The sequence below is a fragment of the Hyphomicrobiales bacterium genome (genome assembly GCA_039989895.1).
Lineage (GTDB): Bacteria > Pseudomonadota > Alphaproteobacteria > Rhizobiales > JACESI01 > JACESI01.
In genome coordinates, this window is sequence record JBDXGY010000006.1 from 858,387 (window position 1) to 884,127 (window position 25,741).

Here is a 25,741-nt window from a genome sequence, read left to right on the forward strand (position 1 = left end):
ATTCAGGAGAGTAGAAATGATTGCCGAGCCACTCACCATAGATATTATTTCAGATGTAATGTGCCCATGGTGCTACATCGGGAAGCGGCGGTTAGAGCAGGCATTAGAGCTTGAGCCCAATATGAATGTGGAAATCAATTGGCGCCCTTTTCAACTCGATGCCACTATTCCAGCCAATGGTATGTCTCGACAAGAATATCTCAGCAAAAAATTTGGCAGTGAAGAAGACGCGCGGCAAATCTATTCACAAATCGAAGAAGCAGGCGAAGTCGAAGGCTTAGCCTTTGCCTTTGATTTAATTGAAAAATCCCCCAACACACTCAATGCGCACCGTCTAATTCGCTGGTCAAAAACAACAGGTCATCAAGGGCCATTGGTCGAGAAGCTGTTTAAATTGTTTTTTATGGAAGGTGCAGACATCGGCGACAAAGCAGTACTCAGTGACGCGGCAGAAGAAATTGGCATGGACCGCGACGTCGTTGAACGATTGCTTGATGGCGACAGTGACATGAAGGAAGTTAAAGACGAGATTACCCATGCACAAACAATCGGCGTCACCGGTGTTCCGTGTTTTATCATCGACCAAAAATACGCCATTATGGGCGCTCAACAGCCGGAAACTTTGGTGCAAGCGCTACAACAAGCTTTAGCTGAACGCGACGCAGACACTTAAGTTTTTGCCAGTTTAGCAAGCTGCTTCAAGATCACAGCACTGCCTTTAAGGCGTTTGGTCGGCACTGGCCAATCGCGCAAAATAACAACTCGCTGATCTGGCTTGATTTTAGCCAATCGTCCCTGCTCGCCAATAAATTGAACCAGTCCTGCAGGGTTGGGAAACTCTTTGTTGCGGAAGGTCAAAACAACACCTTTTGGCCCCGCATCAACTTTTTCAACATTGGCAGTACGACACAGGCCTTTGATGAAGACAATCTTCAAAAGATGCTCGACCTCATCTGGCAATGGTCCGAATCTGTCGATCAACTCAGCCCCAAAACCATCAATCTCTTTAGCATCTTGAAGGTCAGCAAGGCGACGATAAAGCGTTAGGCGCAAATTGAGATCAGGCACATAGTCCTCTGGTATTAAAACCGGCGTACCAACGGTAATTTGTGGCGACCATTTGCCATCATCTTCCAGCTCACCACCAGCTTTTTGTTGGGCAACGGCTTCCTCTAGCATTTGTTGATAAAGTTCAAAACCAACCTCGCGCACATGGCCAGATTGTTCTTCACCCAAAAGATTACCCGAACCGCGCTGGTCAAGGTCATGACTAGCAAGCTGAAAACCCGCACCAAGGCTATCAAGCGATTGCAGTACTTTAAGGCGACGCTCGGCTGATTTCGTCAGTATCTTATTCACTGGCGTTGTCATGATCGCATAAGCGCGGGTTTTAGAACGCCCCACCCGCCCACGGATTTGATAAAGCTGTGACAGACCAAACATATCCGCTCTATGCACAATCAATGTATTGGCGCGCGGCACATCAAGGCCGGACTCGACAATTGTGGTGGCTAAAAGCACATCAAAACGCCCCTCGTAAAAGGCATTCATGATATCCTCCAACTCAGTTGGAGCCATTTGACCATGAGCAACCGCAACTTTCAGCTCTGGTACCTTTTCTCCTAAAAACTCTTTGATAGTGCGAATATCACTGACCCGCGGACACACATAAAAACTCTGTCCACCGCGATAATGTTCACGAAGTAGTGCCTCTCGCACGGTCAACCCATCAAAAGGAGAAACAAAAGTGCGGACTGCCAGCCTATCAATCGGCGCGGTGGTGATGAGTGATAATTCGCGCACGCCTGTTAAAGCCAACTGCAAGGTGCGCGGAATAGGTGTCGCGGATAGCGTCAACACATGCACATCACTCTTAAGCTCTTTCAGCCGTTCTTTGTGCTTCACCCCAAAACGCTGTTCTTCATCAATAATAAGAAGGCCAAGGTCATTAAATTCAACCGCCTTACCAAGCAGCGCATGGGTGCCAACAACGATATCAACATCGCCCTCTTTCATGCCCGCTTTGGTATCACTCAAGGCTTTGCCGCCCACAAGGCGTGATGCCTGTTCAATACGCACAGGAAGACCGGCGAAACGCTCTTTGAAGGTTTTATGATGCTGACGAGCTAAAAGAGTTGTCGGCACAACGACCGCCACTTGTTTGCCATTCATCACCGCTACAAAGGCAGCGCGCAGTGCAACTTCTGTTTTACCAAAACCAACATCACCACAAATAAGCCGATCCATCGGGCGACCGGCAACCAGATCATCCAAAACGCTATCAATCGCATTCATCTGGTCTTCGGTTTCATCATAAGGAAACCGCGCTGCAAATTCACCATAAAGACCATCAGGCGTGGGAAGTGCTGTGGCAGTTCGAAGCGCGCGTTTGGCGGCGACGGCAATCAACTGATCCGCCATTTCCAAAAGACGCTTTTTCAGCTTCGCCTTGCGTGACTGCCATGCTGTGCCACCAAGCCGATCAAGATGGGCATCCCCTTCAGCGGAAGAACCATAGCGCGACAAAAGCTCGATGTTTTCAACTGGCAAAAACAGACGGTCACCACCGTGATAGACAATCTCTAAACAATCATGTGGCGCACCAGCTGCCTCTATCGAGCGCAAGCCCTCAAAACGACCAATGCCGTGGTCAATATGAACAACCAGATCGCCTTCGCCAAGTGTGCCCACTTCAGAAATAAAATCGGCATCCTTGCGGCGGCGCTTTGATTTGCGCACCATTCTGTCGCCTAAAATATCTTGTTCGCCAATGATGGAAAAGTTTGGCGCCTCAAAACCAGTTTCGAGCGGAAGTACAATCAAGGCTGCATGGTTTAGCGGTAGCGCCTGCACATCGTCCCATGTTTCACAGGTTTTAACCTGCTCCAACCCATGGTCCACAAGCATTTGCCCCATGCGCTCGGCAGTCCCAACCGACCAACACGCGATAGCCACCCGAGATTTCTTCTTCTGCAAATCTATAATGTGAGTACCCGTTGCATCAAATACATTGGCATTCTCATTACTACGCTCAGGCCCAAAATTACGACCTTGATTGCCTTGCAGATCAATCACGCGTCGGTCCGTTTCCATGATATTAAACGGCGACATATCAATACGCTGGCGTGCAACAATACCCTCCGCCAAAAGATTCGGTGATTGATAAAGCGTATCAGGCTGGACAGGCTTATAGGGTGTTGAGCCATCGGATAACGCCTCATCCAGCGCGCTTTGGCGAGCATCAAAATGATCTTTCACCTGCGCAAAGCGGGCCTTCATCGCTTCATCGCACAAATGATCGAATACAATGGGTGCTTTGCCAGTAAAACTTAAAATATCCTTCAATTCGTCGTGGAAAAACGGCAGCCAATGCTCCATACCCGCAAAACGCCGCCCTTCGCTCACCGCCTGATAAAGGGCATCATCGCGTGTGGTGGCGCCAAAAGTCCGAACATAGGTTTCTCTAAAGCGTTTGATCCCTGCGTCATTCAATTGAATTTCGCTCATGGGAACGAGTTCAAAGTTTGCTTTTTTTACAACCGATAACTGAGTATCTGCATCAAAAGTACGGATTGATTCCAATGTATCGCCAAAGAAATCGAGCCGCAGTGGTTCACCATCGCCGGGTGCATAAAGATCGATAATACCGCCACGCACAGCATATTCCCCGCGCTCGCGTACGCTCGGCGTTCGTTCAAACCCGTTATCTTCCAACCAACCAACAATCTCATCCATATCAAACCGACTGCCCGGTTTTCCTGAAAGCGCTTGGCCGGTGAGCGTATGCGTTGCCGGTATTTTTTGAAGCGCTGCATTGGCTGTCATCAATAAAATGGTGGGCTTAGTGATGGCGTCCAAATTGCCAAGTTTCGATAAAGCCGCCATGCGTTCGGCGGAAACAGAAGCTGATGGCGACACACGGTCATAGGGAAGACAGTCCCATGCTGGTAGCGTGATGATATCGACATTTGGCGCAAAGAACCGCAGCGCCTCTTCAATCATCGAAAGACGGTTACCATCGCGCGCTACAAAAACCAGAGACAAGCCCTCGCCTTTTTTCGCTCGGATCATATCCGAAAGGACAAGCCCTTCCATCCCGTCCGGCACACCCGACAGAATAACATCTTCTTCATTCTCAATAAATTCAGCGGTTGAATTCATATTAGACGCTATGAAATGCCGCGATGCGGTCTATCACATGAGAACGGTATTCTTCTGGCGTTTCTTGTTCCCCAGATATCCATTTGAAAAGTTCAATGTCGGGGGCACTCATCAAATGCTCCAAAATATCAAGGTCAGCCTCTGTCATTGTTGCCAGATGTTCATCTGCAAAATTTCCAAGCACAATGTCCATTTCTTTAATGCCGCGATGCCACGCGCGAAATAGAATTTTCTTGCGTCTGGCATCAAGGCCACTGGATGAGATGGAAGGTCCGCTCGAATTTGCCATTGTCATTTATCCGTCTTGTCATCAAAGGGCTGTGGAAGGCTTTCACTTCACACACGCTAAACGGTTCTATACCGCCTACAAAGCAACTAGGCTATAGTGTGTGACTTCAGTTATGATTTTATTCATTCGGTAGACCTAACCCTAGCTATGACAACCCGCCCAAACAATCTTGATTCCATGTTCAAACCGGCCACAACATTGGACGGTATCGGGCCAAAACTCGCTAAAATATTAGAAAAACTATTCCCCGCATTACGTGTGGATCTGGAACCACGCGTTCTTGATTTAATACTGCATATGCCATCGGGCATGGTCGACAGACGCCAACAACCCGGCATTGCCAATGCTGAACCGGGGAAAATCGTTACCTTGAAGGTAAAAATTGACGAACATCGCCCACCCCCGCGCGGCAACAAAAGAGTGCCGTATAAAATTTCTGTCCATGATGAAACTGGCGATCTAACACTGATTTTCTTTCATGCCCATGGTGATTATCTAGCCAAGCAAATGCCAATTGGCGACATGCGCTATATCAGCGGTAAAGTGGATGATTTTGGCGGCATGCCGCAAATGACCCACCCTGACCACATCGTCAATGAAGAGCAATTCAAAAAACTACCTCTGATTGAGCCAATTTACCCAATGACAGCAGGCCTCTCGCCGAAAACATTTGGTAAAGCTTTGCGCCAAGGGCTTGGCCTTGTGCCTCCACTGCCAGAATGGATTGATCCATCTGTAATGGCACGAGAGAAATGGCCTTCATTCAAGACGGCGATTGAAACTGTGCATCTTCCCGTAGATGCCGAGCATTTTGGGCCTGAGAGTGCCGGTTTCCAGCGCCTTGCCTATGATGAGCTTCTGGCAAGCCAGCTAGCGCTTGCGTTGACACGGGCAAAGGTGCGTAAAACGCGCGGTATCGTAAAAACAGGCACAGGCACACACAAACAAAAGATTATAAACGCCTTACCCTTTACCTTGACTGAATCGCAAGTTCAGGCGTTACAAGAAATAGAACTTGATTTAGAGGCACCTGAGCGCATGTTGCGTCTGCTACAAGGCGATGTAGGGGCTGGGAAAACGGTCGTCGGTCTTATGGCTATGGCGCACTCAGCCGAGGCTGGTTTTCAATCAGCCCTCATGGCCCCAACCGAAATTCTAGCTCGCCAGCACATGAAAACCATTGCACCGCTAGCTGAAGCCGCTGGTCTTCGGGCCGAAATTCTAACGGGGCGTGAAAAAGGCGCTCAGCGGACAGAGATACTGGACGCACTGCAACGCGGTGATATTCATATCATCATCGGCACTCATGCATTGTTTCAAGAAAGCGTTGTTTTCAACAAGCTTGGGTTTGTCATCATCGACGAGCAGCACCGTTTTGGTGTCCATCAGCGCTTAGCTCTAACCTCTAAGGGTGAAGCCACGGACCTTTTGGTTATGACGGCAACTCCGATCCCACGCACGTTGGTTTTGACCTATTTTGGCGACATGGATGTCTCAAAACTCCATGGAAAACCCGCAGGACGATTGCCGATTGACACACGCACCGTCTCAATAGATCGTTTGCCCGACATCGCGGCCCGTATAAAAGCCGCCATCGATGAGGGTGAGAAAGTCTATTGGGTCTGCCCATTGGTGGAAGAAAATGAAGACCTTGATTTTACCGCCGCCGAAGAACGCTACGCCTCGCTTTCAAAATTAGTGGGCGAAAAGGTAGCCCTCGTGCATGGACAAATGCCCGCAGACCAAAAAGACGCCGCCATGCAGCGCTTTGCAACAGGAGATGCCCGCATTTTGGTAGCAACTACCGTGATTGAAGTGGGCGTTGATGTGCCTGATGCCACCATCATGGTCATTGAACACGCCGAGCGCTTTGGTCTTGCCCAGCTACACCAATTACGTGGTCGCGTTGGGCGTGGACAGAAAAAATCCAACTGTGTCTTAATTTATAAAGGCCCACTAAGTGAGGTGGGACGTGCGCGCCTTCAGGTGATGAAGGATACCGAAGACGGCTTCATTATTGCCGAAGAAGATTTGAAACTACGCGGCGAAGGCGATCTGCTAGGTACACGACAAAGCGGCATGCCAGGTTTTAAAGTGGCTGACATGGCCTTTCACGCAGACCTTCTCGCAACAGCGAGAGACGATGCACGCCTGTTTTTATCAAAAGACCCTGATTTAACAGGCGCTCGCGGCGATGCGCTTCGTCGGCTTTTGTATATATTTGATAGAGATGAAGCGATAAGGCTGTTGCGAGCAGGATAATTATTCTGCCGTGTTATTTATGCATGTTTCAGCAAGCTCTTTCAATTTCTCATTATGGTCTGGCGAAACAAGACCCGCAGAAATAACCAGTTTAGCAGCCTCTTCAACGCTCATATCGAGAATACGAACATCGGATTCTTTTACAAACAGCAAAAAGCCAGACGTCGGATTTGGCGTGGTTGGCAAAAAGACGCCAATCACTTCATCGTTGCCCTTTTGCAATTTCTCTTTTACTTCGCCTTTGGCTTCAGTTGAAATAAAGACGACCGCATAAATACCTTTTCTCGGATATTCTATTAGGCCTGCTTGCTGAAAACTTTTTTGCTGTTGCGATAGTGCTGTTTCAAATATCTGTTTTAAGCCACTATAAAGATTGCGGATTAAGGGCATACGGCTGAGCAGGCGCTCGCCTGTCGCAATGATGCTGCGGCCTAAATAATTAGCTGTAATAAAGCCAAGAATGGTCAAGCCAAAAATTGCAACAAACAGACCAACACCAGGAACAGAGAACGGCAGATAATTATCAGGGTTATAGATCGCCGGTATGAGCGGCTTTACTTTTTTATCGACGAAAGAAACAAAGGTCCACGTCAAGTAAAGTGTGATGCTAATGGGGGCCGCAATAACAAGGCCGGTCAAAAAATAGTTGCGAAGCCGCGTGAATAGGCCAGCCTTCTTAGGCGGAACATCACTTCCATTGCGTCTTTTCTTATTCGTCCTAATCGCGGCCATTAATCTTACCAATTATAATATATAAGCACTTCACCAATGCACATAGTCCATTACATAGCTATTTGTGACAAAGAACCAAGCTTAAACACTGTGCGAATGCTAAAGATTTATTCTACCGTGACTGATTTTGCCAGATTTCGTGGTTGATCGACATCTGTTCCCATGAAAACAGCCGTATGATAGGCCAACAACTGAATAGGTATAGAATAGACCAAAGGTGTGATGGCTGAAGGCATATCGGGCAGCACAATCGTTTCAAGCGCCTCGATCGACGCTTCTTTCGCCCCTCGTCTGTCAGTAATCAAAACAATTTTGCCACCACGTGCAGCAACTTCCTGCATATTAGAGACTGTTTTTTCAAAAATATCATCAAAAGGCGCTATCACCACCACCGGCATATTTTCATCAATCAAGGCAATAGGCCCATGCTTCAACTCACCTGCCGCATAACCCTCTGCATGAATATATGAAATTTCTTTCAGCTTTAGCGCACCCTCAAGGGCGAGAGCGAATGATGTGCCACGGCCAAGATATAAAACATCCGTTGCTTTCGAGAGGTCTTTAGAAAGATGATCAATCGATTTTTCAAGCTGCAACGCCTGTTCAATATAGCTTGGCACCTCATTAAAGGCTGTAATGAGTTCTTTTTCGGCAACTGCATCCAAATGTCCGCGCTGAACAGCGGCCGCAACCACAAGAGACGCAAGTGCGGCCAACTGACAAGTGAAAGCTTTTGTTGAAGCAACCCCAATTTCGGGTCCTGCAAGTGTGGGAAACACAATCGTGCTCTCACGCGCAATGGTGGATTCTTGCACATTTACAATCGATGCAATGGGCAAGCCTTCACTCTTACAATAACGCAGAGACGCAAGCGTATCAGCCGTTTCACCAGATTGAGAGATAAAAAGAGCCATCCCGTCTTTATCAAGCGGCATTTCGCGATACCGAAATTCTGAAGCCACATCCATATCAACGGGCAAACGGGCAATTTTTTCAAACCAATATTTAGCCACAAGACCAGCATAATAAGCCGTGCCACAGGCAGAAAGATAAATACGGTTTATCTTTTTAAAATCAACAGGCAGTTCCTGTGGCAAGCGCACTTTACCCGCTTCAAGGTCAAGGTAGTGATTAAACGTACGCGCAACCACTTCGCCTTGTTCATAAATTTCCTTTTGCATGAAATGGCGATGATTGCCTTTTTCTGTCATTGTGGAAACAGCTATTGACGTTTGTATAGCGCGCGTTACTGGCGCATCATTTTCATCAAAAATCTCAATTGACGTACGCGTGACAATCACCCAATCACCATCTTGCAAATAGGTGATATCGTTGGTGAAGGGCGATAAAGCGATAGCATCAGACCCAAGGAAATTTTCACCCTCGCCGTGCCCAATAGCAAGCGGACTGCCCTGACGCGCACCAATCATCAAGTCATTTTCACCGTGAAACAAAATCGCTAATGCAAAAGCGCCGGTTAACTTCTTAAGAGAAAGACGCACAGCATTGGCTGGTGTTTCTCCATTTGTGAGATAAACATCAATCAAATGAGCAATCACCTCAGTGTCGGTATCTGACTCAAAAGAATATCCCGCTGCCTCCAGCTCATCACGTAGCTCGCGAAAATTCTCGATAATTCCATTATGAACAACGGCAACCCGTTTGCTGCGATGCGGGTGCGCATTGCTAATGCTTGGCACGCCATGCGTTGCCCATCGGGTATGACCAATGCCGCTATGACCTGTAAGCGAGGTCTCTTCCAGCTTTTTCTCAAGATTGATGAGTTTGCCTTGAGCGCGGCAACGATCGAGAACATTATTTTCAAGCGTAGCAACACCCGCAGAATCATATCCGCGATATTCGAGCCGCTTCAATGCGTCGACCAATAATGGCGCAACAGGTTGCTTGCCTAAGATACCTACAATACCGCACATGATGTTATACCCAACCTTGCGTCATAATTTTCATACTCTTAACTTGCGTTCTCATTATAGGAAAATCACGCCTCATTACATATTTTTACATGGTCAAGGTAAAGAAGCGCCATTGATAAGCGTATAACGCTATTTTTTCGCTGCCTTTGCACGAAACGTACGCGCCCAACCGCTTTTTTCAATCTGTTTGCCCCGTGCGATTGCTAAAGCATCAGCGGATACATCTTTTGTTATGACACTACCGGAACCAACATAAGCACCATCGGCCACCGTTACAGGCGCAACCAATGAAGAGTTTGACCCGATAAAAGCGCCTGCACCAACAATGGTTTTGAACTTAGAATAACCATCATAATTACAGGTAATTGTACCCGCCCCGATATTCGCGCCCTCGCCTAGTTCAGCGTCACCAATATAAGTCAGATGATTAATCTTCGCGCCGCGCGCCACTATGGCATTTTTAACTTCACAAAAATTCCCGACTTTCGCATCGGCATGAATGTTTGCACCCGGGCGCAGCCGCGCATAAGGACCGATTTGCGCACCAGCGGCTACTTCAACCAAAAGCCCCTTCTTCAAATCGCCCTCAAGATATGAATTCGCTTTGATAATAGCACCATCGGCAATTTGAACACCTGGCGCAAAGTAGCAATTGGGTTCGATAATGGTATCGCGCCCGATTTTTGTATCAAACGAGAAATGAACTGTGTCTGGCGCGGTCAATGTAACGCCTTCAAGCATGAACTCTGTACGTCGACGATCCTGATAGATGGCTTCTGCTTGACTCAATTCCACACGATTATTAACGCCGAGCGTGTCTTCCTCCCGCCCACTCACAGCACGCACATTAAGCCCGCGCTCGCGAGCGATCTCAACGGCATCCGTGAGATAATATTCGCCTTTTACGTTGTCATTACCAATCGCCTCCAAAAGCGACAGAGCGTGTTTGGCTTTCAAGCCCATAATACCACTATTACAAAAGGTAACGCGGCGTTCTTCGGCGCTTGCATCTTTTTCTTCCCTAATGGCGCTTAACGTTTCACCATCCATGAGCAAACGACCATAGCCCGTGGGATCTTCCGCTTCAAAGCCTAGAACCGCAACATCAGCCCCCTGCTCCAGCGCATTGACCACAGAAGCAAAAAGCTCAGGCGTCACAAGCGGCGTATCGCCGTAACCGATTATAATGTCGTGAGTGCCATCAGCAAAAGCCTCTTTGGCCGCAAGAACAGCATGAGCCGTGCCAAACCGCTCACTTTGGACATATGTTTCCAAGCCTGGCTTCATCAGGCTCGCCGCCTCTTCCACCTGTTTTGCACCATTACCAACAACAAGCGATACATTATCACATCCCGCTAGTTCAATGGCACGGATAACGTGTCCCACCATCGGCAAGCCACCAACTTCATGCAAAACCTTAGGTAAATTGGAACGCATCCGCGTTCCCTCACCAGCCGCTAGAACTACAGCGAGCAACATCTCAGCCATCCTTCACCTTTTCTTTGTCTTATTCGTTAAATATCAACGAATCTAGTATCATTAATATAGTCGAAACTTTTAACAACGAACGGGACGTTGAAGAGACCATGCTATCTTCTACACAAAAAGATATAAAAACAGATAAACGTTTGTTGGACGATTCAAAAAAATCCACATTTACAACTTCAGCTATTAGCGTTTTTTGGGGTGCTTTGGCTCTGCTTGCGCTTCTTACAGTCGGCATCTCCTTTTTAGTAACCGACTTTGACGATAGACTTGCCCAAAACTTCAATCCTCAGATCGATAGAATTACAACCGCAAGTACTTCCTCTGGAACACGCAGTATCAAAGTAGCTAGACGAAACAAACATGTTTTCGATTCGAAAGCTCAAAAAAAGAAAATTGATGATATATCTATTGTTATTCAACGCCTTCGAGGTGAACAGGTTTCCTTAAATAACAGAGTTATTGAATTGGAAAAACAGCTCGATAAAACGCGTACTCACACAAAAACTTTAGAAAAAGAGATACAATATACACAAAATAAAAACAAAATCGCCTCTCAAACCCCACGTATTATAACTCCGCAGCGGGGACCTAATCTAAATCCAGAGCGGAGTGGAAAAGCTATAGCGAAAGCGCGGAACTCTTTTAAAGCAAAAACAAATCAGGCCTTGCCTGACAAGCTCGTAAAAGAAGTAAAGAAATCAAAAGCAACTTCTGGCACTACGATTGTAGCCAAGACCAATAAATCGACAAAACCAAGCGTTGATAAAACTGTCGTGGGAAGCATCAACATTGTTAACAGCTCAAAATTTGCCATTGATCTTGGCGTGAATTCGACAAAAGCCCGCGCCAAGGGGCTATGGAAAGAGCTCAGCACTAAAAGACCAGGTATTTTGGCTAATCTTACTCCACGCTATATTTCTACAGGCAAAGCAGATGGTGAAACACGTGTTGTTGCTGGCCCGTTTTTAGATGCCAGTGACGCAATCAAAGCATGTGTAGCTGTGCGTTCCACTGAGGGATTTTGTAAAACCTCATTATTTCCCAATTAGCCAGCTTATCCAATAGTTGCAAGTGCCGGAAAAAACTCAATCAGATAGTTAGCAATCCATGTAATGGAGCCGGTGACAAAGAGAATTCCGGTGGCAACAAGCATTCCACCCATTGCCTTTTCCACAGAACCAAGATGCCGGCGAAACTTCATCATAAAGGCCATAAAAGGCTTTGCGAAAAAGGCCGCTAACATGAACGGGATGCCTATACCCATTGAATAAACACCAAGCAACAACGCACCTTTTGAAGCACTGTCTTCTGTGCCTGCTAAGGCTAGAATAGTTGCCAAAATCGGACCTATACAAGGGGTCCAACCAAAAGCAAAAGCCAAGCCCATCACATAAGAACCAACAGGACCAGATGTTACTTTGCTCGCATCAGGTCTCGCTTCTTTATATAAAAAGCCTAGTTTAAACAGACCAAGAAAATGCAGGCCCATAACGATGATAACCACACCTGCAATCTGAGCCAGAATTGTTTGATGCTTCAATAGCACCTGCCCTATCAATGAGGCACTTGTTCCCAAAGCAACGAAGACGGTTGTAAAACCGAGCACAAAACAAAGGGACACAAATAAAATATAACTTTGTGGCCGCTCTGATTCCTCTTCGCCAACCAATTGATCGATTGAAACCCCAGCCATATAGCAAAGATAAGGTGGAACAAGCGGCAAAACACAAGGTGATACGAATGATATAACACCACCCAATAAAGCACCTATCAATGAAATTTCCATATATTATTCGTCTTTCACATTATCATTCTTGGTCAACGAACAAGTTTTCATTCATTTAAGCCAAGATAAATACTAACTTGCATTAACATGATGTCAGCAGCTTAAGTTACCCAGATAATATATGCTGGCATATCTTGTTTTTAAATATTGAACAACGCACATCTATTAACATCTTCTTGAGCAGCCAAACCACGGCGTTAACCTGATGTTCAAACGGTGTAAATATATTGGCATAAAAGCTATTGACTGACTAAGTCACACAGCCTAAGAAGCCCGTCTATGCGTTGGAGCCGGTAGCTCAGTTGGTAGAGCAACTGACTTTTAATCAGTAGGTCCAGGGTTCGAATCCCTGCCGGCTCACCATAGATCTCAATAAAATCAATAATTATATGATATGAACGCAGTTCGTGTACACTCGGCGCCAGTTACATGACTTGCACGTTATTTTCGATACTAAAGCACCCTTATATTCACGACCAATTTAGTAGCATTGCCGCTTAGCTTTATTCAGCCCTCAGCGATTTGTTTGACTTTTTCAACCATGATTTCTGCTTGGCGGATGGATGCATAATCGATCAATTGTCCGTCCAGTGATACTGCACCTTGGCCTGCTGTTTCGGCTTTAGCCATAGCTTTCAAGATACGTTTTGCGAGATCAACCTCGCTGCTCGAAGGGCTCATAACCTCGTTAGCTAATGCGATTTGACTCGGGTGAATGGCCCATTTTCCTTCACAGCCCAGAACTGCAGCCCGTTTTGCAGCAGCTTTGAAACCATCAGGATCTTTAATATTACCAAACGGACCATCAACAGGACGCAATCCATTGGCACGCGCAGCCACGACTATCCGTGCGAGTGCATAGTGCCACATATCTCCCCAATGGACATCGCGATTTTCATCTGAATCCGGATCAGTCAAGACGGCATAATCTTCATTCACACCTCCGATGAGTGTGGTTCGTGCGCGTACACTTGCAGCATAGTCTGCGCTCCCAAAATGAAGACTTTCATTTCGCTTGGAAGCACTGGCAATTTCCGAAACGTTTTGCATCCCCAAAGCGGTCTCAATTATATGCTCAAAACCGATGCGTTTTTTGTACCCTTTTGCATCTTCGATTTGAGTCACCAACATATCCACTGCATAGACATCTGCGGCCGTCCCAATTTTCGGTATCATGATCATATCGAGCCTCTCACCAGCCTGCTCAATAACGTCAACCACATCGCGATACATGTAGTGTGTATCCAAACCGTTGATGCGGACCGACATCGATTTGGTTCCCCAGTCAATTTCGTTCAAGCCCTTGATGACGTTTTTTCTCGCCTGTTCTTTCTCGTCTGGTGCAACGGCATCTTCAAGATCAAGGAAGATTACATCAACATCAGATTTTGCAGCCTTTTCAAACATTTGAGGCTTGCTTCCTGGTACCGCGAGTTCGCTACGGTTTAGTCGTACAGTCGCTTGCTCGATGGGATGAAAGCTCATCTTTTATTATCCTTAGCATTATGTTCCTGAACTGGGTGAAACACAGAAAGCAAAAACATTATGTCTGTCAAGCGTATTATTTTGGCCGGTTTTTCTGCTTACAAGACAATCGGCAACTTAGGTCTGACCACCCCCATTTATAGCAAGTCGCGATAAAAAGAAAAAGGCAACTGCCAGCGCACGACTCGTCACAGACAACTTTTCATAAAGGTCAGACAAGTGAATAAACTTCTGTCAGAAAACAGCACCTTTTCCTGCAATTTTCTTGCAGATTACAACTCTTATAAAGTTTTGAAATAACCAATCACAATGATGAACGAGTGACACTCGATCACCCTAAAAGGGAAGAACAATCATCATCATCACGCTTTGGAGACAAAAATGTGATTAAATACTCGACAAAAGAGTTATGAGATGGACTATTGTGCATATATTGAAGTGTGTGAGCCAATGACCCGTTCCCAACAGCCTGCTCATTGTATCTATAGTCATATTTCAGCCATGAGTTTGCAGCAATTATCAAACCATATTTGAGAACGCGCAGATACGATGGTATTACAACGCCATAACAAAAGGTAATTTGAATGATATTAAATTTTCGCTCCCCCCTTAAAACTATTGGCGCCACACTCCTTTCAGGTGTGATTGCATCCTCCGCATTCGTTTCCTCAGCAAACGCCCAGCGAGGCATATCTCTCGTGCGTGATGCGGAAATTGAAGCTTTAATGCGTGATTATTCAAATCCGATTTTCAAGGCGGCGGGCTTGGGAACAAACTACGTGAATATCCACCTTGTCAGATCCAACGATTTCAACGCCTTTGTTGCTGATGGCAAACGTATGTTTATGAATACCGGCACGCTAAAACAGGCAAAGACGCCCAATGAAGTGATTGGCGTGATTGCGCATGAGGTTGGTCATATCACAGGGGGCCACCTCTCCAGCATTAGATCAGCTGCCGCGAATGCGCGAACAATTTCGATTTTTGCACAAATTTTAGCTGGTGTAGCAGCCGCCGCTGGTGCAGCAGCTGGCAATGCCCAAGTAATACAAGGTGGCTTAGCCGGCATTCAAGGAGGCGGTGCTCTTGGACAACGCAACTTACTCGCCCATGTGCGCGCTCAGGAAGTGGCCGCCGATCGTTCAGCGATGAAATATCTTGAAAAAACGCAACAATCAGGCGAAGGGATGCTGCGTACATTTGAAACATTACAGCGCCAAATCCCGATTTCATCAAGATTTATTGACCCCTTCACCCAATCACACCCACTACCACGTGAACGTATATCGTTGATCACAAGATTAGTGGAGCAAAGCAAATATAGAGATCGCAAAGACCCACCAAGAATGCTGGCTAGACATACCCTCATGCATGCCAAGTTAGCGGCTTTCACAGAGCACCCTCAACAAGTGGGCAAGCTCTATCCCAAAAAGGATAAATCACTAGCAGCTGATTATGCTCGCGCCATTATTGGTTACCGCTTTGGCAATGTAAAAAAAGCACAAAAAAGCATTGACGCTCTTATTAAACGCGCTCCCAATTACCCGTATTTTTGGGAATTGAAAGGCCAAGCCTATCTTGAAAGCGGGAAACCTCGAGAAGCCATAGCACCTCTACGCAAAGCATTGAAGCTTTCTCCCGGGCAACCACTTATGTTGTCTCAACTGGGACATGCACTTGTCGCCACTGAAGATGCAAAGCACACCAATGAAGCCATTAAGGTTTTAACAGCAGCCGTATCGCGTGATCAAAGTCTCGGACTTGCACACAGACAGCTTGCCATCGCCTATAACAGACAAGGCAAAATCGGTGATGCAACTCTAGCACATGCAAACGGACTTTTTTATCTCGGTGATGTACGAGGAGCAAAGGTTCAAGCAAAGCGAGCCCAAAAATTACTCCCCCGCGGATCAAGAGGCTGGCTAGAAGCTGATGATATTTTAGCTTTCCGCAAACCAAAATTATGATATGATTTTGTTATCATAAATAATAACAATAATTACGACAGGGTCTTTTGGATGTTTTCAATTCTTCGAGCATGTAGCACTGCAACTCTTGTTTTTAGTGCCATTTTCTTCAGCCAAACCCTGAGCTCAACATCCACGCTTGCGCAAAGTGTGAAACAAAGCACCCGCCCTCTCACCGAGACAGAACAAGTGGTGCGCGATTATATTTTGAAAAATCCTGAGGTCATAATAGAAGCGCTACAAATTCTCGAAGACCGCCGGGAAGCTGAGCAAAGTCAACAGCAAAAACTGTCGATTACAAGAAATAAAGATGATTTAGAATCATCGGTTCATCAAACCATTCTTGGCAATCCAGAGGGCGACGTCACTTTAATTGAATTCTTTGATTACAATTGTGCCTTTTGCCGTGAATCACTCCAACATATCGAGAAACTTGTTGAAGAAGACAATAACCTAAGAGTTGTTTTAAAAGAATTTCCGGTTCTTGGGCCTGGGTCGCAAGCTGCCGCACGCGTTGCTATTGCCGCCGCAAAAATTGATTCAGAAAAATATTTGGAACTCCATGTCAAACTTTTGAAAACGCGCGGGCAAGCCGATGAACGCGTCGCTCTCTTGCTGGCTGAAGGCCTTGGCTATGACATGAGTGTCCTACGCACAATGATGGAAAAGCCCGTTATCGAAGAAGCTATTACGGAAGTATATGGCCTTGCGAATGTAATTGGATTAACTGGTACACCTACATTTATCATTGGTAGTGAAGTCTTGCCTGGTGCTGTCGGCCATAACATTTTGAAACAAAAAATCGATTCAATGCGCGAATGCGGTGAGACTGTATGTTCATAAAATCAATTGATTGATAAGAATGCGAGACTTATTCTTTTAAGTTAAATCATCACTATGATATAACAGCGCAACAAAACTCTGATATAAAATCAATATGACTGATGTTCTGATTCTTAATGGACCTAATCTCAACCTGCTTGGCACGCGGGAACCGGAGATTTATGGGGAAACTACTTTGAGTGATGTTGAAAAACAATGTTCGCTTGAAGGAAGCCGCTTGGGTTTAAATATAACCCACAAACAGTCTAACCACGAAGGTGAACTTGTATCTACACTGCAAGACGCAGGAGCAGCAGGTACATGGGTTGTGTTTAACTCTGGCGCTTACACACACACTTCCGTCGCTCTTCATGATGCAATTGTCGGCAGTAGCTGCAAGGTCATTGAGGTTCATATATCAAATGTCCACGCCCGCGAAACATTCAGACATCACTCATTCATATCCCCTGTTGCACAAGGCACTATTGTAGGTCTTGGCACATATGGGTATATACTCGCTCTTCAGGCTATCGCTGAACAAACGAAAGACCTATAAGGATTTGTCAAAACAATAATTTGCCAAATATGTGTCCGCTTAAATTTTGAGAAAAAGAAAAAATGTCATCATCTGATCCAATTGACCACGATCTCATCCGCAAACTTGCTCAACTACTGTCTGATACGGACTTAAATGAAATCGAGATAGAGCACGAAACATTGCGCTTGCGCCTATCCCGTAATCCGGCGCCTGTACAAACTGTGGTACAAGCAGCACCCCCTGTAGCAGCGCCTCAAGCAGTCGCCACAAGCGCCCCAGCAGAGATTGCAGCGCCTACACCTACAGCAGGATCAATGGAAGGTGCCCTCAGCTCGCCAATGGTTGGCACAGCTTATTTGTCAGCAGAACCTGGAAACCCGCCCTTTGTAAAAGTAGGCGATAGCGTAAAAGCAGGCCAAACGGTTCTCATTATTGAAGCCATGAAGACGATGAATCAGATACCAGCCCAAAAAGACGGCAAAGTTACAGCTATCCTCATTGATGATGCCCAGCCAGTCGAATTCGGCGAACCACTCATCGTGATCGAATAAGGAAAGCGGCGTGTTTAACAAGCTTCTGATTGCCAATCGCGGCGAAATCGCCCTTAGAGTCCTGCGTGCCTGTAAAGAACTTGGCATTAAAACCGTTGCCGCTCATTCCGCAGCTGATGCAAACGCAATGCATGTACGCCTTGCCGATGAGAGCGTGTGTATTGGTCCGCCTGCGGCCCGTGATTCTTATTTGAAAATTCCGGAAATTCTGGCAGCCTGTGAAATCACTGGCGCCGATGCCGTACACCCTGGTTATGGCTTTTTATCAGAAAACGCCCGTTTTTCTGAAATTTTAGCAGCTCACAACATCACCTTCGTTGGTCCCTCAGCAGAACACATCTCCATTATGGGAGATAAAATAACCGCGAAACAAACAGCCCAGCGATTAGGTATTCCGGTTGTTCCTGGCTCAGACGGTGCCATTAAAGATATTAAGACGGCTAAAAAAGTTGCCGCACAGATCGGTTATCCCGTTATTGTAAAGGCAGCATCTGGTGGTGGCGGTCGCGGCATGAAAGTGGCAATGACCGAGGCTGATTTACCCGAAGCAGTCTCAACTGCAAAAACTGAATCAAAAGCAGCATTCGGTGATGATGCCCTTTATCTCGAAAAATACCTCATTACCCCACGCCATATTGAAATTCAGGTATTTGGTGACGGCAAAGGCAATGCGATCCATTTAGGAGAACGCGATTGCTCCTTGCAAAGACGTCATCAAAAAGTATGGGAAGAAGCGTTATCCCCGACATTGAATGAAAATGAACGAGCAAAAATAGGTGATATTTGCGCTAAAGCCGTTGCTGAAATTGGTTATTCAGGCGCAGGTACGGTTGAATTTCTCTATGAAAATGGCGAGTTTTATTTCATTGAGATGAACACGCGCCTACAAGTTGAACACCCAATCACCGAGGCGGTCACAGGCGTTGATCTCGTTCACGAACAATTACGCATCGCGTCAGGTGGCTCTTTATCTGTGAAACAGGAAGACATCGTGTTCACCGGCCACGCAATTGAATGCCGCATTAACGCCGAACATGCTAAAACTTTCGCGCCATCACCGGGAACGATTACTCAGTATCATCCGCCGGGCGGTTTCGGTGTGCGCGTTGATTCAGGTGTCTATCAGGGATATACAATTCCTCCCTACTACGACAGTTTGATCGGCAAATTGATTGTCCATGGCCGCAATCGTACTGACTGTTTGATGCGCCTACGCCGTGCCTTAGATGAATTTATCATTGATGGTGTAGAAACAACGATCCCCCTCTTCCACAATCTTCTGGCGGAACGGGATATTCAAGACGGTAATTATGATATTCACTGGCTTGAAAATTACCTCGCGAAAGACGATGCTTCGACATCTTGAATAACAGATTGATGAAATAGGTGGACAGCAACGCGACCTTAAAGATAACGCCCAATGTGTTGTTAAAAGCCTATGCTTGCGGCATTTTTCCTATGTCAGAAGGCGCAGAAGATAAAGGCCTGTTTTGGGTCGAACCTGAAGAACGTGGCATTTTACCTTTAAACGAGTTCCACATACCGCGCAGTCTTCGCAAGACTGTGCGCAATACAGCCTATCGCGTTGTCGTTAATCAAAATTTTGCAGGCGTAATCGAAGGCTGTGCCGCATCAAAAACAGGACGTGAAGTCACCTGGATCAATGCAGAAATCAAAAAATTATACACTGGCCTTTATGATATGGGGCAATGCCATACGGTTGAAGTCTATGATGAGGAAAAACTTATCGGCGGCCTTTATGGCGTTCAGCTTGGCAGTGCATTTTTTGGTGAAAGCATGTTTTCACATGCAACCGATACTTCAAAAATAGCGCTGGTGCATTTGGTCGCGCGCCTGATCGCAGGCGGCTTCAGCCTTCTTGATACACAATTCACAACCGAGCATTTAGAAAAATTCGGGGCGAGAGAAATTCCACGCGCCCGCTATCATTTACTGTTGGACACCGCCATCCGTAATCACACCGACTACCATATGATCGGCGATAGCATGACAGGCACTCAAACATTAGAAATTATTGATAGTTTTCAAAACTAGTTGAGAGTGGGTTTAATTTTTGGTGCTGGTACAGCACCTTCTTCCACAGGTGCATCTCCAGCTGGCGGCGTATCATTACCAAATCCACGCCCTCCCAAATCATCATTTGACGTGGTTATCGGTTTTTCTGAAAACTGTTCACCAGATTTGCAATCAGCAAGCCAAACATCATAAACCGCATGTTCAACGGCGTGTAGACCAGGACTTGCTGCAAACATCCACCCATTGAAAAGCGGCTGCACCTTACGATCAAGCGTCACTTCAGCCACCTCAACAAAACTCGTTGTTTGCGGCGTTTGCGTAGCTGGTCGCGTATAGCAAATTTTTGGTGTGACCTGCAAAGCGCCAAATTGCACCGTTTCGTCAACTTTAACGTCAAATCGAATGATCCGACCTGTAATTTTATCGAGGCCTGCAAAAACGGCCACTTCGTTTTCAATCTTAGTCTCTACAGAAGGCGCTTGATTTCCACTCTGATCCACTGGAGCTAACGATCTAACTTTAATCTCATTTGCCAAGACAAAACTCGGATAAAGGACGCCTGCTGCCAAAACAACAGCGAACCGATTCAATATATTCAAACTGAAATTATTTCGATGTTTAATCATATATCCGGACTGCGGTGTCATCTTGAAATTCTTATTGTGAGTTCAAAACTATGGTGTCCAAGCTTCATATTCACCATTTGTGGTTGTTTTAGGTTCCGCATTCAAAAGCGAACTGGCCGGACGATAGGCATTTACCGTTCCTGTTGCATTTCTTTTATGCTCAAGTTCCCAATCCTTTTTCAGATAGGATTGATCGCTCGGCGGTGTTTTGACTTTATGATGTATCCACCCGTGCCATCCAGATGGAATCGAAGACGCCTCAACAAGATCGTCGTAAATCACCCAACGGCGCGTATCATCGAAATTACGATAGTAGACATTGCCAGAATCATCCTCGCCAACACGTTCCCCATGTCTCCATGTATAAAACCGTGTGCCGAGGGTTTGACCGCGCCACCATGTGAATATTTGCAATAAGAAATTTTTCATTATCCACCGTTTTGGAAGAATCCACACTATATCCCCTTATCGCCAATTCATACGCGGATGTCCAGCATAGTTATAGCTCATCAACATAGCTGAAACATGTTGGTTTTAAGCAGGTTTCAATCACGCAATGGGGTAAGCTGATTTTTTTATGAATATCCCCGCTATCCTCATAAACAGCACTATATTTAGACATTTGCAATTTTCCATATACTAGTGCTTGACGAGCAAAACCGATTCACATTAGTTTCATTTTCATGTGAGGATAACTTCTTCACTGAAGTTTCTCAGTAATCAGTAAAAACTGACTTTCGACCTCTTTTCCTTGGCTAACCGCCATAGAAAGAGACGGATCTGTTTGGTCAATTTTCTAAATTGAATAAACGTCGCAGGGGATAGAACAATTGACGAAGCACACTAAAAAGGCTGTGGGGAACTAAAAATAGACACAAAATATAGCGACAATATCGCTTAGTAACACTATATTTAGTATTTGGGGGCAAATCTTATACATATTGATTACAGTGATTCTTATTAAAGAAATCACTACAAAAGACGCTCGAATTGCGTGAAGTAAAACTGAATAAGAAAATAACGACCATTCATCACAATGGTAGGTGAAACGAATTTAAGTAAGAGCCGAAAGGCTCGATTATGGGAACAAGCAGGTAGTTTGGTGGCAAACGTTGATGAACGAATGAGTTGATCAAACGATTATTTAAACACCCGCTTTATGAACACACAAATAAGGCTGAATGGCCAGAGGGAAAAAACGTGCGGATTGAAAGACATTATACTAAGAAGAGCAAGTCAGCCTACGGCAACATCGAATTTCGTGAAGCAACAAGTGAAATTAAAAATCCGGACGGAACAATTGTTTTTAAACTTGATAATATTCAAGTTCCAAGTCAATTCAGCCAAGTTGCAAGCGATATCCTTGCACAAAAATATTTCCGCAAGGCTGGCGTCCCTGCACGTTTGAAAAAGGTCGAAGAAAACGATGTGCCCTCTTTCTTGTGGCGCTCGGTGGCCGACGAAAAAGCTTTAGAAAAACTACCAGAGGACGAGCGTTATGGCTCTGAAATAGATGCCCGCCAAGTTTTTGATCGTCTTGCTGGCACATGGACCTATTGGGGTTGGAAAGGCGGCTATTTCGATAGTGATGATGACGCGCAGGCTTTTTATGACGAGTTACGCTACATGCTTGCAACCCAGCGCTGTGCACCAAACAGCCCGCAGTGGTTTAATACTGGGCTACATTGGGCTTATGGCATTGATGGACCGGGCCAAGGTCACCACTATGTTGATTATAAAACCGGCAAGCTGACAAAATCTAAGTCCTCCTATGAGCACCCGCAGCCTCATGCGTGTTTCATTCAGTCTGTTGCTGATGATCTCGTCAATGAAGGCGGCATTATGGATCTTTGGGTCCGTGAAGCGCGCCTATTCAAATATGGTTCAGGCACCGGCTCAAACTTCTCGCATCTACGCGGATCAGGTGAATCACTCGCAGGCGGCGGCAAATCATCTGGCCTTATGAGCTTCCTCAAAATCGGTGACCGCGCAGCAGGCGCCATTAAATCAGGCGGCACAACACGCCGCGCCGCTAAAATGGTTGTTGTTGATATCGATCACCCAGATATCGAGGAGTACATCAACTGGAAGGTGAAAGAAGAGCAAAAAGTTGCAGCCCTTGTCACCGGCTCAAAAATCGCCTCAAAACACCTTAAAGCCATCATGAAAGCCTGTGTGAACTGTTCGGGTTCTGGCGATGATTGTTTTGATGTTTTGAAAAACCCTGTGCTGAAGCGCGAAGTTCGTGCTGCCAAGAAAGCACTCGTGCCTGAAAACTACGTGCAGCGCGTTATTCAATTTGCCAAGCAAGGCTATAAGAATATTGAATTCCCCGTTTATGACACAGATTGGGATAGCGAAGCTTATCTGACTGTTGCAGGCCAAAACTCTAACAATTCCGTACGCGTCACTGATGACTTCCTTCGTGCCGTAGAAGAAGACAGCACATGGGACCTCACGGGCCGCATTTCTCGTCAAGTTGTGAAAACAGTTCAAGCGCGTGATCTATGGGAACAAGTTGGCCATGCCGCATGGGCATCAGCTGATCCGGGCATTCAATATCACACCACAATCAACGACTGGCACACCTGCCCTGCCGCTGGTGAAATCAGAGCCTCCAATCCTTGTTCTGAATATATGTTCTTGGATGACACGGCCTGTAACCTTGCCTCTCTCAATCTGCTTCAGTTCCGCGATAAAGACGGCACTTTTCAGGTCAATGAATTTGAGCATGGCGTGCGCCTTTGGATGATCGTTCTGGAAATTTCGGTTTTGATGGCGCAATTCCCATCAAAAGAGATTGCTCAGCTTTCTTATAAATACCGCACAACTGGCCTTGGCTTTGCCAATATCGGCGGATTTCTTATGACGTCTGGCATTCCTTATGACAGTGACGAAGGCCGCGCGATTTGTGGTGCGATCTCAGCTATTATGACGGGTGTTTGTTATGCGACATCGGCGGAGATGGCGAAAGAACAAGGCCCCTTCCCGGGCTATAAACCAAACCGCGATGCGATGCTGCGTGTGATGCGCAATCACCGTCGCGCTGCCTATGGCGAAAGCAGCGGCTATGAAGCATTGAGCGTTGATCCTGTGCCACTCGTGGCAAGCGACTGCCCACAAGCAAGCTTGATTGAACGAGCGAAACTGGCTTGGGATAATGCGGTTGAGCTTGGCGAAAAACACGGCTATCGCAATGCGCAAGCCACGGTGGTTGCACCAACAGGCACAATTGGCCTTGTGATGGATTGTGACACGACAGGCATTGAGCCTGATTTTGCCTTGGTCAAATTCAAGAAGCTCGCCGGCGGTGGTTATTTCAAAATCATCAACCGTGCGGTGCCTGAGGCTCTGCGCACTCTCGGCTATAGCGAAAGCGAATTGGCAGAAATTGAAGCTTATGCCGTGGGCCATGGCTCATTAGCACAAGCACCGGCCATCAATCACTCAACGTTGAAAACCAAAGGTTTCACCGATGAGAAAATTGCAGCCGTTGAAGCAGGCCTTGCCTCCGCCTTTGACATCAAATTCATGTTCAACAAATGGACGCTGGGCGAAGATTTCTGCAAAGAAACATTGAACCTTAGCGATGAACAGCTAAACGACATGAACTTCGATCTTCTTTCAGCCATTGGCTTTTCGAAAGACGACATTGAAGCGGCCAACAATCACGTCTGTGGCACGATGACGCTAGAAGGCGCGCCTTTCCTCACAGAAGAGCATTATCCAGTCTTTGATTGTGCCAATCCATGTGGTCGCATCGGCAAGCGTTTCTTGTCCGTCAACAGCCATATCGACATGATGGCCGCCTCACAGCCGTTCATCTGTGGTGCAATTTCAAAAACCATCAACATGCCAAATGCGGCGACGGTTGAAGATTGTAAAGACGCCTATATGCGCTCATGGCAAAAAGCCTTGAAAGCAAACGCGCTTTACCGTGATGGCTCCAAACTCTCACAACCTCTCAATGCCTCTCTTCTTGAAGATGAGGATATGGAGGACGATGAGACAGCAGAAGAATTGGCTGCAATGCCGCAAACAGCGCAAGTTGAAAAGGTCTCTGAGAAAATCGTTGAGCGGATCATCGAGCGCGCGGTACGCGAACGCGAAAAAATGCCAGATCGCCGTAAAGGCTACACTCAAAAAGCCCGTGTTGGCGGCCATAAGGTCTATGTCACCACTGGCGAATATGGTGATGGTCGTCTTGGCGAAATCTTCATCGATATGCACAAAGAAGGCGCTGCCTTCCGTGCGATGATGAATAACTTTGCGATCGCTATCTCGCTCGGTCTTCAATATGGCGTGCCACTAGAAGAATATGTCGAGGCCTTTACCTTCACCCGCTTTGAACCAGCCGGTATGGTGCAGGGTAATGAAGCGATCAAAAACGCAACATCTATCCTTGATTATATCTTCCGTGAATTGGCGGTCTCTTATCTTGGTCGTCATGATTTGGCCCATGTGGACACATCAGACTTCGGCAATACGTCGCTTGGCAAAACCCAGCCAGAAGATAATGGCGCGGGCCATGTGGTTTCACGCGGCTTAGTGCGCGGTCAAACGCTGAAGCTTCACTCAAATAACGACATAAGCAGCAGCGACAAAGGCTCCTCAGCGAGCGCTTCTGATGGCGGATCAAATATCACCGCAATTGGTGGCGCGAGCACAAGCGGCGCCTCTGCCGGTCTTGCCACATCAGGCGCCACAGCTTTGATGCGCGAAGTGGAAGCAGAGATCGAAGTCAACTCCGGCTTCGCCTCACCGGCACAAGATGCCTATGAGGACACCGAGCCAATGCCAAAGCCGCTCGATACGGCTGAACAGCGCGCTCAAGCCCGTATGAAAGGCTATGAAGGCGAAGCCTGCTCCGAATGCGCCAACTTCACCATGGTGCGCAACGGCACCTGCCTGAAGTGCGACACCTGCGGCAACACGAGTGGGTGTAGCTAGAACGGCTTAGGGATGAAATGAAGATGCGGCGCCCGAGGGCGCCGTTTCTTTATGGGGATTGTTGGGTTTAATGGGATTGGGAATGGCATTAGCTTTTGAGGATTATCTCATTA

The 25,741-nt window shown here is 46.5% G+C and carries 19 protein-coding genes and 1 tRNA gene; 11 read left to right on the plus strand and 9 right to left on the minus strand.

Annotated elements, in window-relative coordinates; genetic code table 11:
- The first annotated feature begins 16 nt into the window (after positions 1-16).
- Positions 17-673, plus strand: a complete 657-nt coding sequence (locus ABJ081_10580; protein ID MEP6357118.1) for a DsbA family oxidoreductase — start codon at positions 17-19, stop codon at positions 671-673.
- Here the strand turns inward: ABJ081_10580 and mfd are convergent.
- Together mfd and ABJ081_10590 are read right to left on the minus strand one after the other, a co-directional pair.
- Positions 670-4,161 (minus strand): transcription-repair coupling factor, encoded by a 3,492-nt coding sequence (gene mfd, locus ABJ081_10585; GenBank protein MEP6357119.1) that lies wholly within the window; start codon positions 4,159-4,161, stop codon positions 670-672. The genes ABJ081_10580 and mfd overlap by 4 nt on opposite strands.
- Position 4,162: 1 nt before the next feature.
- Positions 4,163-4,450 carry a succinate dehydrogenase assembly factor 2 gene (locus ABJ081_10590; GenBank protein MEP6357120.1) on the minus strand — a complete coding sequence of 96 codons (288 nt, stop codon included), beginning with the start codon at positions 4,448-4,450 and terminating at the stop codon, positions 4,163-4,165.
- A 147-nt stretch (positions 4,451-4,597) separates the two neighbouring features.
- On the opposite strand from ABJ081_10590, the gene recG reads away from it, so the two are divergent.
- Entirely contained in the window at positions 4,598-6,712 is a 2,115-nt protein-coding gene (gene recG, locus ABJ081_10595; GenBank protein ID MEP6357121.1) for an ATP-dependent DNA helicase RecG, read from the plus strand.
- Here recG and ABJ081_10600 read toward each other — a convergent pair whose 3' ends face one another.
- From ABJ081_10600 to glmU, 3 genes are all read right to left on the minus strand, one after another.
- Positions 6,713-7,444, minus strand: coding sequence for a DUF502 domain-containing protein (locus ABJ081_10600; GenBank protein MEP6357122.1), 732 nt, complete (start codon positions 7,442-7,444; stop codon positions 6,713-6,715).
- A 107-nt stretch (positions 7,445-7,551) separates the two neighbouring features.
- Entirely contained in the window at positions 7,552-9,378 is a 1,827-nt protein-coding gene (gene glmS / locus ABJ081_10605; GenBank protein MEP6357123.1) for a glutamine--fructose-6-phosphate transaminase (isomerizing), read from the minus strand.
- A gap of 129 nt (positions 9,379-9,507) precedes the next feature.
- Positions 9,508-10,866 carry a bifunctional UDP-N-acetylglucosamine diphosphorylase/glucosamine-1-phosphate N-acetyltransferase GlmU gene (gene glmU, locus ABJ081_10610; protein MEP6357124.1) on the minus strand — a complete coding sequence of 453 codons (1,359 nt, stop codon included), beginning with the start codon at positions 10,864-10,866 and terminating at the stop codon, positions 9,508-9,510.
- A 98-nt stretch (positions 10,867-10,964) separates the two neighbouring features.
- On the opposite strand from glmU, the gene ABJ081_10615 reads away from it, so the two are divergent.
- Entirely contained in the window at positions 10,965-11,915 is a 951-nt protein-coding gene (locus ABJ081_10615) for an SPOR domain-containing protein (protein MEP6357125.1), read from the plus strand.
- Positions 11,916-11,920: 5 nt separating this feature from the next.
- Here the strand turns inward: ABJ081_10615 and ABJ081_10620 are convergent, their stop codons facing one another.
- Positions 11,921-12,652 (minus strand): cytochrome c biogenesis protein CcdA, encoded by a 732-nt coding sequence (locus tag ABJ081_10620; protein ID MEP6357126.1) that lies wholly within the window; start codon positions 12,650-12,652, stop codon positions 11,921-11,923.
- A 287-nt stretch (positions 12,653-12,939) separates the two neighbouring features.
- Between ABJ081_10620 and ABJ081_10625 the strand changes: the two genes are divergently transcribed.
- Positions 12,940-13,015: transfer RNA gene (locus ABJ081_10625), tRNA-Lys, on the plus strand.
- 144 nt (positions 13,016-13,159) lie between these two features.
- On the opposite strand, the gene ABJ081_10630 is transcribed toward ABJ081_10625, so the two are convergent.
- The gene (locus ABJ081_10630; GenBank protein ID MEP6357127.1) at positions 13,160-14,137 is read right to left on the minus strand and encodes a CoA ester lyase; all 978 of its coding nucleotides are present in this window, start codon (positions 14,135-14,137) and stop codon (positions 13,160-13,162) included.
- Positions 14,138-14,721: 584 nt separating this feature from the next.
- Here ABJ081_10630 and ABJ081_10635 point away from each other — a divergent pair.
- From ABJ081_10635 to aat, 6 genes are all read left to right on the plus strand, one after another.
- Positions 14,722-16,104, plus strand: a complete 1,383-nt coding sequence (locus ABJ081_10635; GenBank protein MEP6357128.1) for a M48 family metalloprotease — start codon at positions 14,722-14,724, stop codon at positions 16,102-16,104.
- Positions 16,105-16,155: 51 nt separating this feature from the next.
- Complete coding sequence (locus tag ABJ081_10640) at positions 16,156-16,947, plus strand: DsbA family protein (protein ID MEP6357129.1); 792 nt, start codon at positions 16,156-16,158, stop codon at positions 16,945-16,947.
- A 94-nt stretch (positions 16,948-17,041) separates the two neighbouring features.
- Positions 17,042-17,482 (plus strand): type II 3-dehydroquinate dehydratase, encoded by a 441-nt coding sequence (gene aroQ / locus ABJ081_10645; protein MEP6357130.1) that lies wholly within the window; start codon positions 17,042-17,044, stop codon positions 17,480-17,482.
- 62 nt (positions 17,483-17,544) lie between these two features.
- A complete protein-coding gene (gene accB / locus ABJ081_10650) occupies positions 17,545-18,015 on the plus strand; it encodes an acetyl-CoA carboxylase biotin carboxyl carrier protein (protein ID MEP6357131.1) in 471 nt (156 codons plus the stop codon).
- 10 nt (positions 18,016-18,025) lie between these two features.
- The gene (gene accC / locus ABJ081_10655) at positions 18,026-19,381 is read left to right on the plus strand and encodes an acetyl-CoA carboxylase biotin carboxylase subunit (protein ID MEP6357132.1); all 1,356 of its coding nucleotides are present in this window, start codon (positions 18,026-18,028) and stop codon (positions 19,379-19,381) included.
- Positions 19,382-19,401: 20 nt separating this feature from the next.
- The gene (aat, locus tag ABJ081_10660; GenBank protein MEP6357133.1) at positions 19,402-20,070 is read left to right on the plus strand and encodes a leucyl/phenylalanyl-tRNA--protein transferase; all 669 of its coding nucleotides are present in this window, start codon (positions 19,402-19,404) and stop codon (positions 20,068-20,070) included.
- On the opposite strand, the gene ABJ081_10665 is transcribed toward aat, so the two are convergent.
- Positions 20,067-20,699, minus strand: a complete 633-nt coding sequence (locus tag ABJ081_10665; GenBank protein ID MEP6357134.1) for a DUF2155 domain-containing protein — start codon at positions 20,697-20,699, stop codon at positions 20,067-20,069. The two genes, aat and ABJ081_10665, sit on opposite strands and share 4 nt — an antisense overlap.
- Before the next feature lie 27 nt (positions 20,700-20,726).
- Positions 20,727-21,107: an NADH:ubiquinone oxidoreductase subunit NDUFA12 gene (locus ABJ081_10670; protein MEP6357135.1), complete on the minus strand. Its 381-nt coding sequence runs from the start codon at positions 21,105-21,107 to the stop codon at positions 20,727-20,729.
- Between the two features lie 771 nt (positions 21,108-21,878).
- Between ABJ081_10670 and ABJ081_10675 the strand changes: the two genes are divergently transcribed.
- Complete coding sequence (locus ABJ081_10675) at positions 21,879-25,628, plus strand: vitamin B12-dependent ribonucleotide reductase (GenBank protein ID MEP6357136.1); 3,750 nt, start codon at positions 21,879-21,881, stop codon at positions 25,626-25,628.
- Positions 25,629-25,741: the final 113 nt, after the last annotated feature.

Bases quoted from the DNA above. Each gene is read 5' to 3' on its own strand.
- ABJ081_10635 (MEP6357128.1), top strand. From the start codon at position 14,722: ATGATATTAAATTTTCGCTCCCCCCTTAAAACTATTGGCGCCACACTC.
- recG (MEP6357121.1), top strand. From the start codon at position 4,598: ATGACAACCCGCCCAAACAATCTTGATTCCATGTTCAAACCGGCCACA.
- ABJ081_10630 (MEP6357127.1), bottom strand. From the start codon at position 14,137: ATGAGCTTTCATCCCATCGAGCAAGCGACTGTACGACTAAACCGTAGC.
- ABJ081_10615 (MEP6357125.1), top strand. From the start codon at position 10,965: ATGCTATCTTCTACACAAAAAGATATAAAAACAGATAAACGTTTGTTG.
- ABJ081_10670 (MEP6357135.1), bottom strand. From the start codon at position 21,107: ATGAAAAATTTCTTATTGCAAATATTCACATGGTGGCGCGGTCAAACC.
- glmS (MEP6357123.1), bottom strand. From the start codon at position 9,378: ATGTGCGGTATTGTAGGTATCTTAGGCAAGCAACCTGTTGCGCCATTA.
- ABJ081_10620 (MEP6357126.1), bottom strand. From the start codon at position 12,652: ATGGAAATTTCATTGATAGGTGCTTTATTGGGTGGTGTTATATCATTC.
- aroQ (MEP6357130.1), top strand. From the start codon at position 17,042: ATGACTGATGTTCTGATTCTTAATGGACCTAATCTCAACCTGCTTGGC.
- mfd (MEP6357119.1), bottom strand. From the start codon at position 4,161: ATGAATTCAACCGCTGAATTTATTGAGAATGAAGAAGATGTTATTCTG.
- ABJ081_10580 (MEP6357118.1), top strand. From the start codon at position 17: ATGATTGCCGAGCCACTCACCATAGATATTATTTCAGATGTAATGTGC.
- ABJ081_10665 (MEP6357134.1), bottom strand. From the start codon at position 20,699: ATGACACCGCAGTCCGGATATATGATTAAACATCGAAATAATTTCAGT.
- ABJ081_10600 (MEP6357122.1), bottom strand. From the start codon at position 7,444: ATGGCCGCGATTAGGACGAATAAGAAAAGACGCAATGGAAGTGATGTT.
- ABJ081_10590 (MEP6357120.1), bottom strand. From the start codon at position 4,450: ATGGCAAATTCGAGCGGACCTTCCATCTCATCCAGTGGCCTTGATGCC.
- glmU (MEP6357124.1), bottom strand. From the start codon at position 10,866: ATGGCTGAGATGTTGCTCGCTGTAGTTCTAGCGGCTGGTGAGGGAACG.
- accB (MEP6357131.1), top strand. From the start codon at position 17,545: ATGTCATCATCTGATCCAATTGACCACGATCTCATCCGCAAACTTGCT.
- ABJ081_10640 (MEP6357129.1), top strand. From the start codon at position 16,156: ATGTTTTCAATTCTTCGAGCATGTAGCACTGCAACTCTTGTTTTTAGT.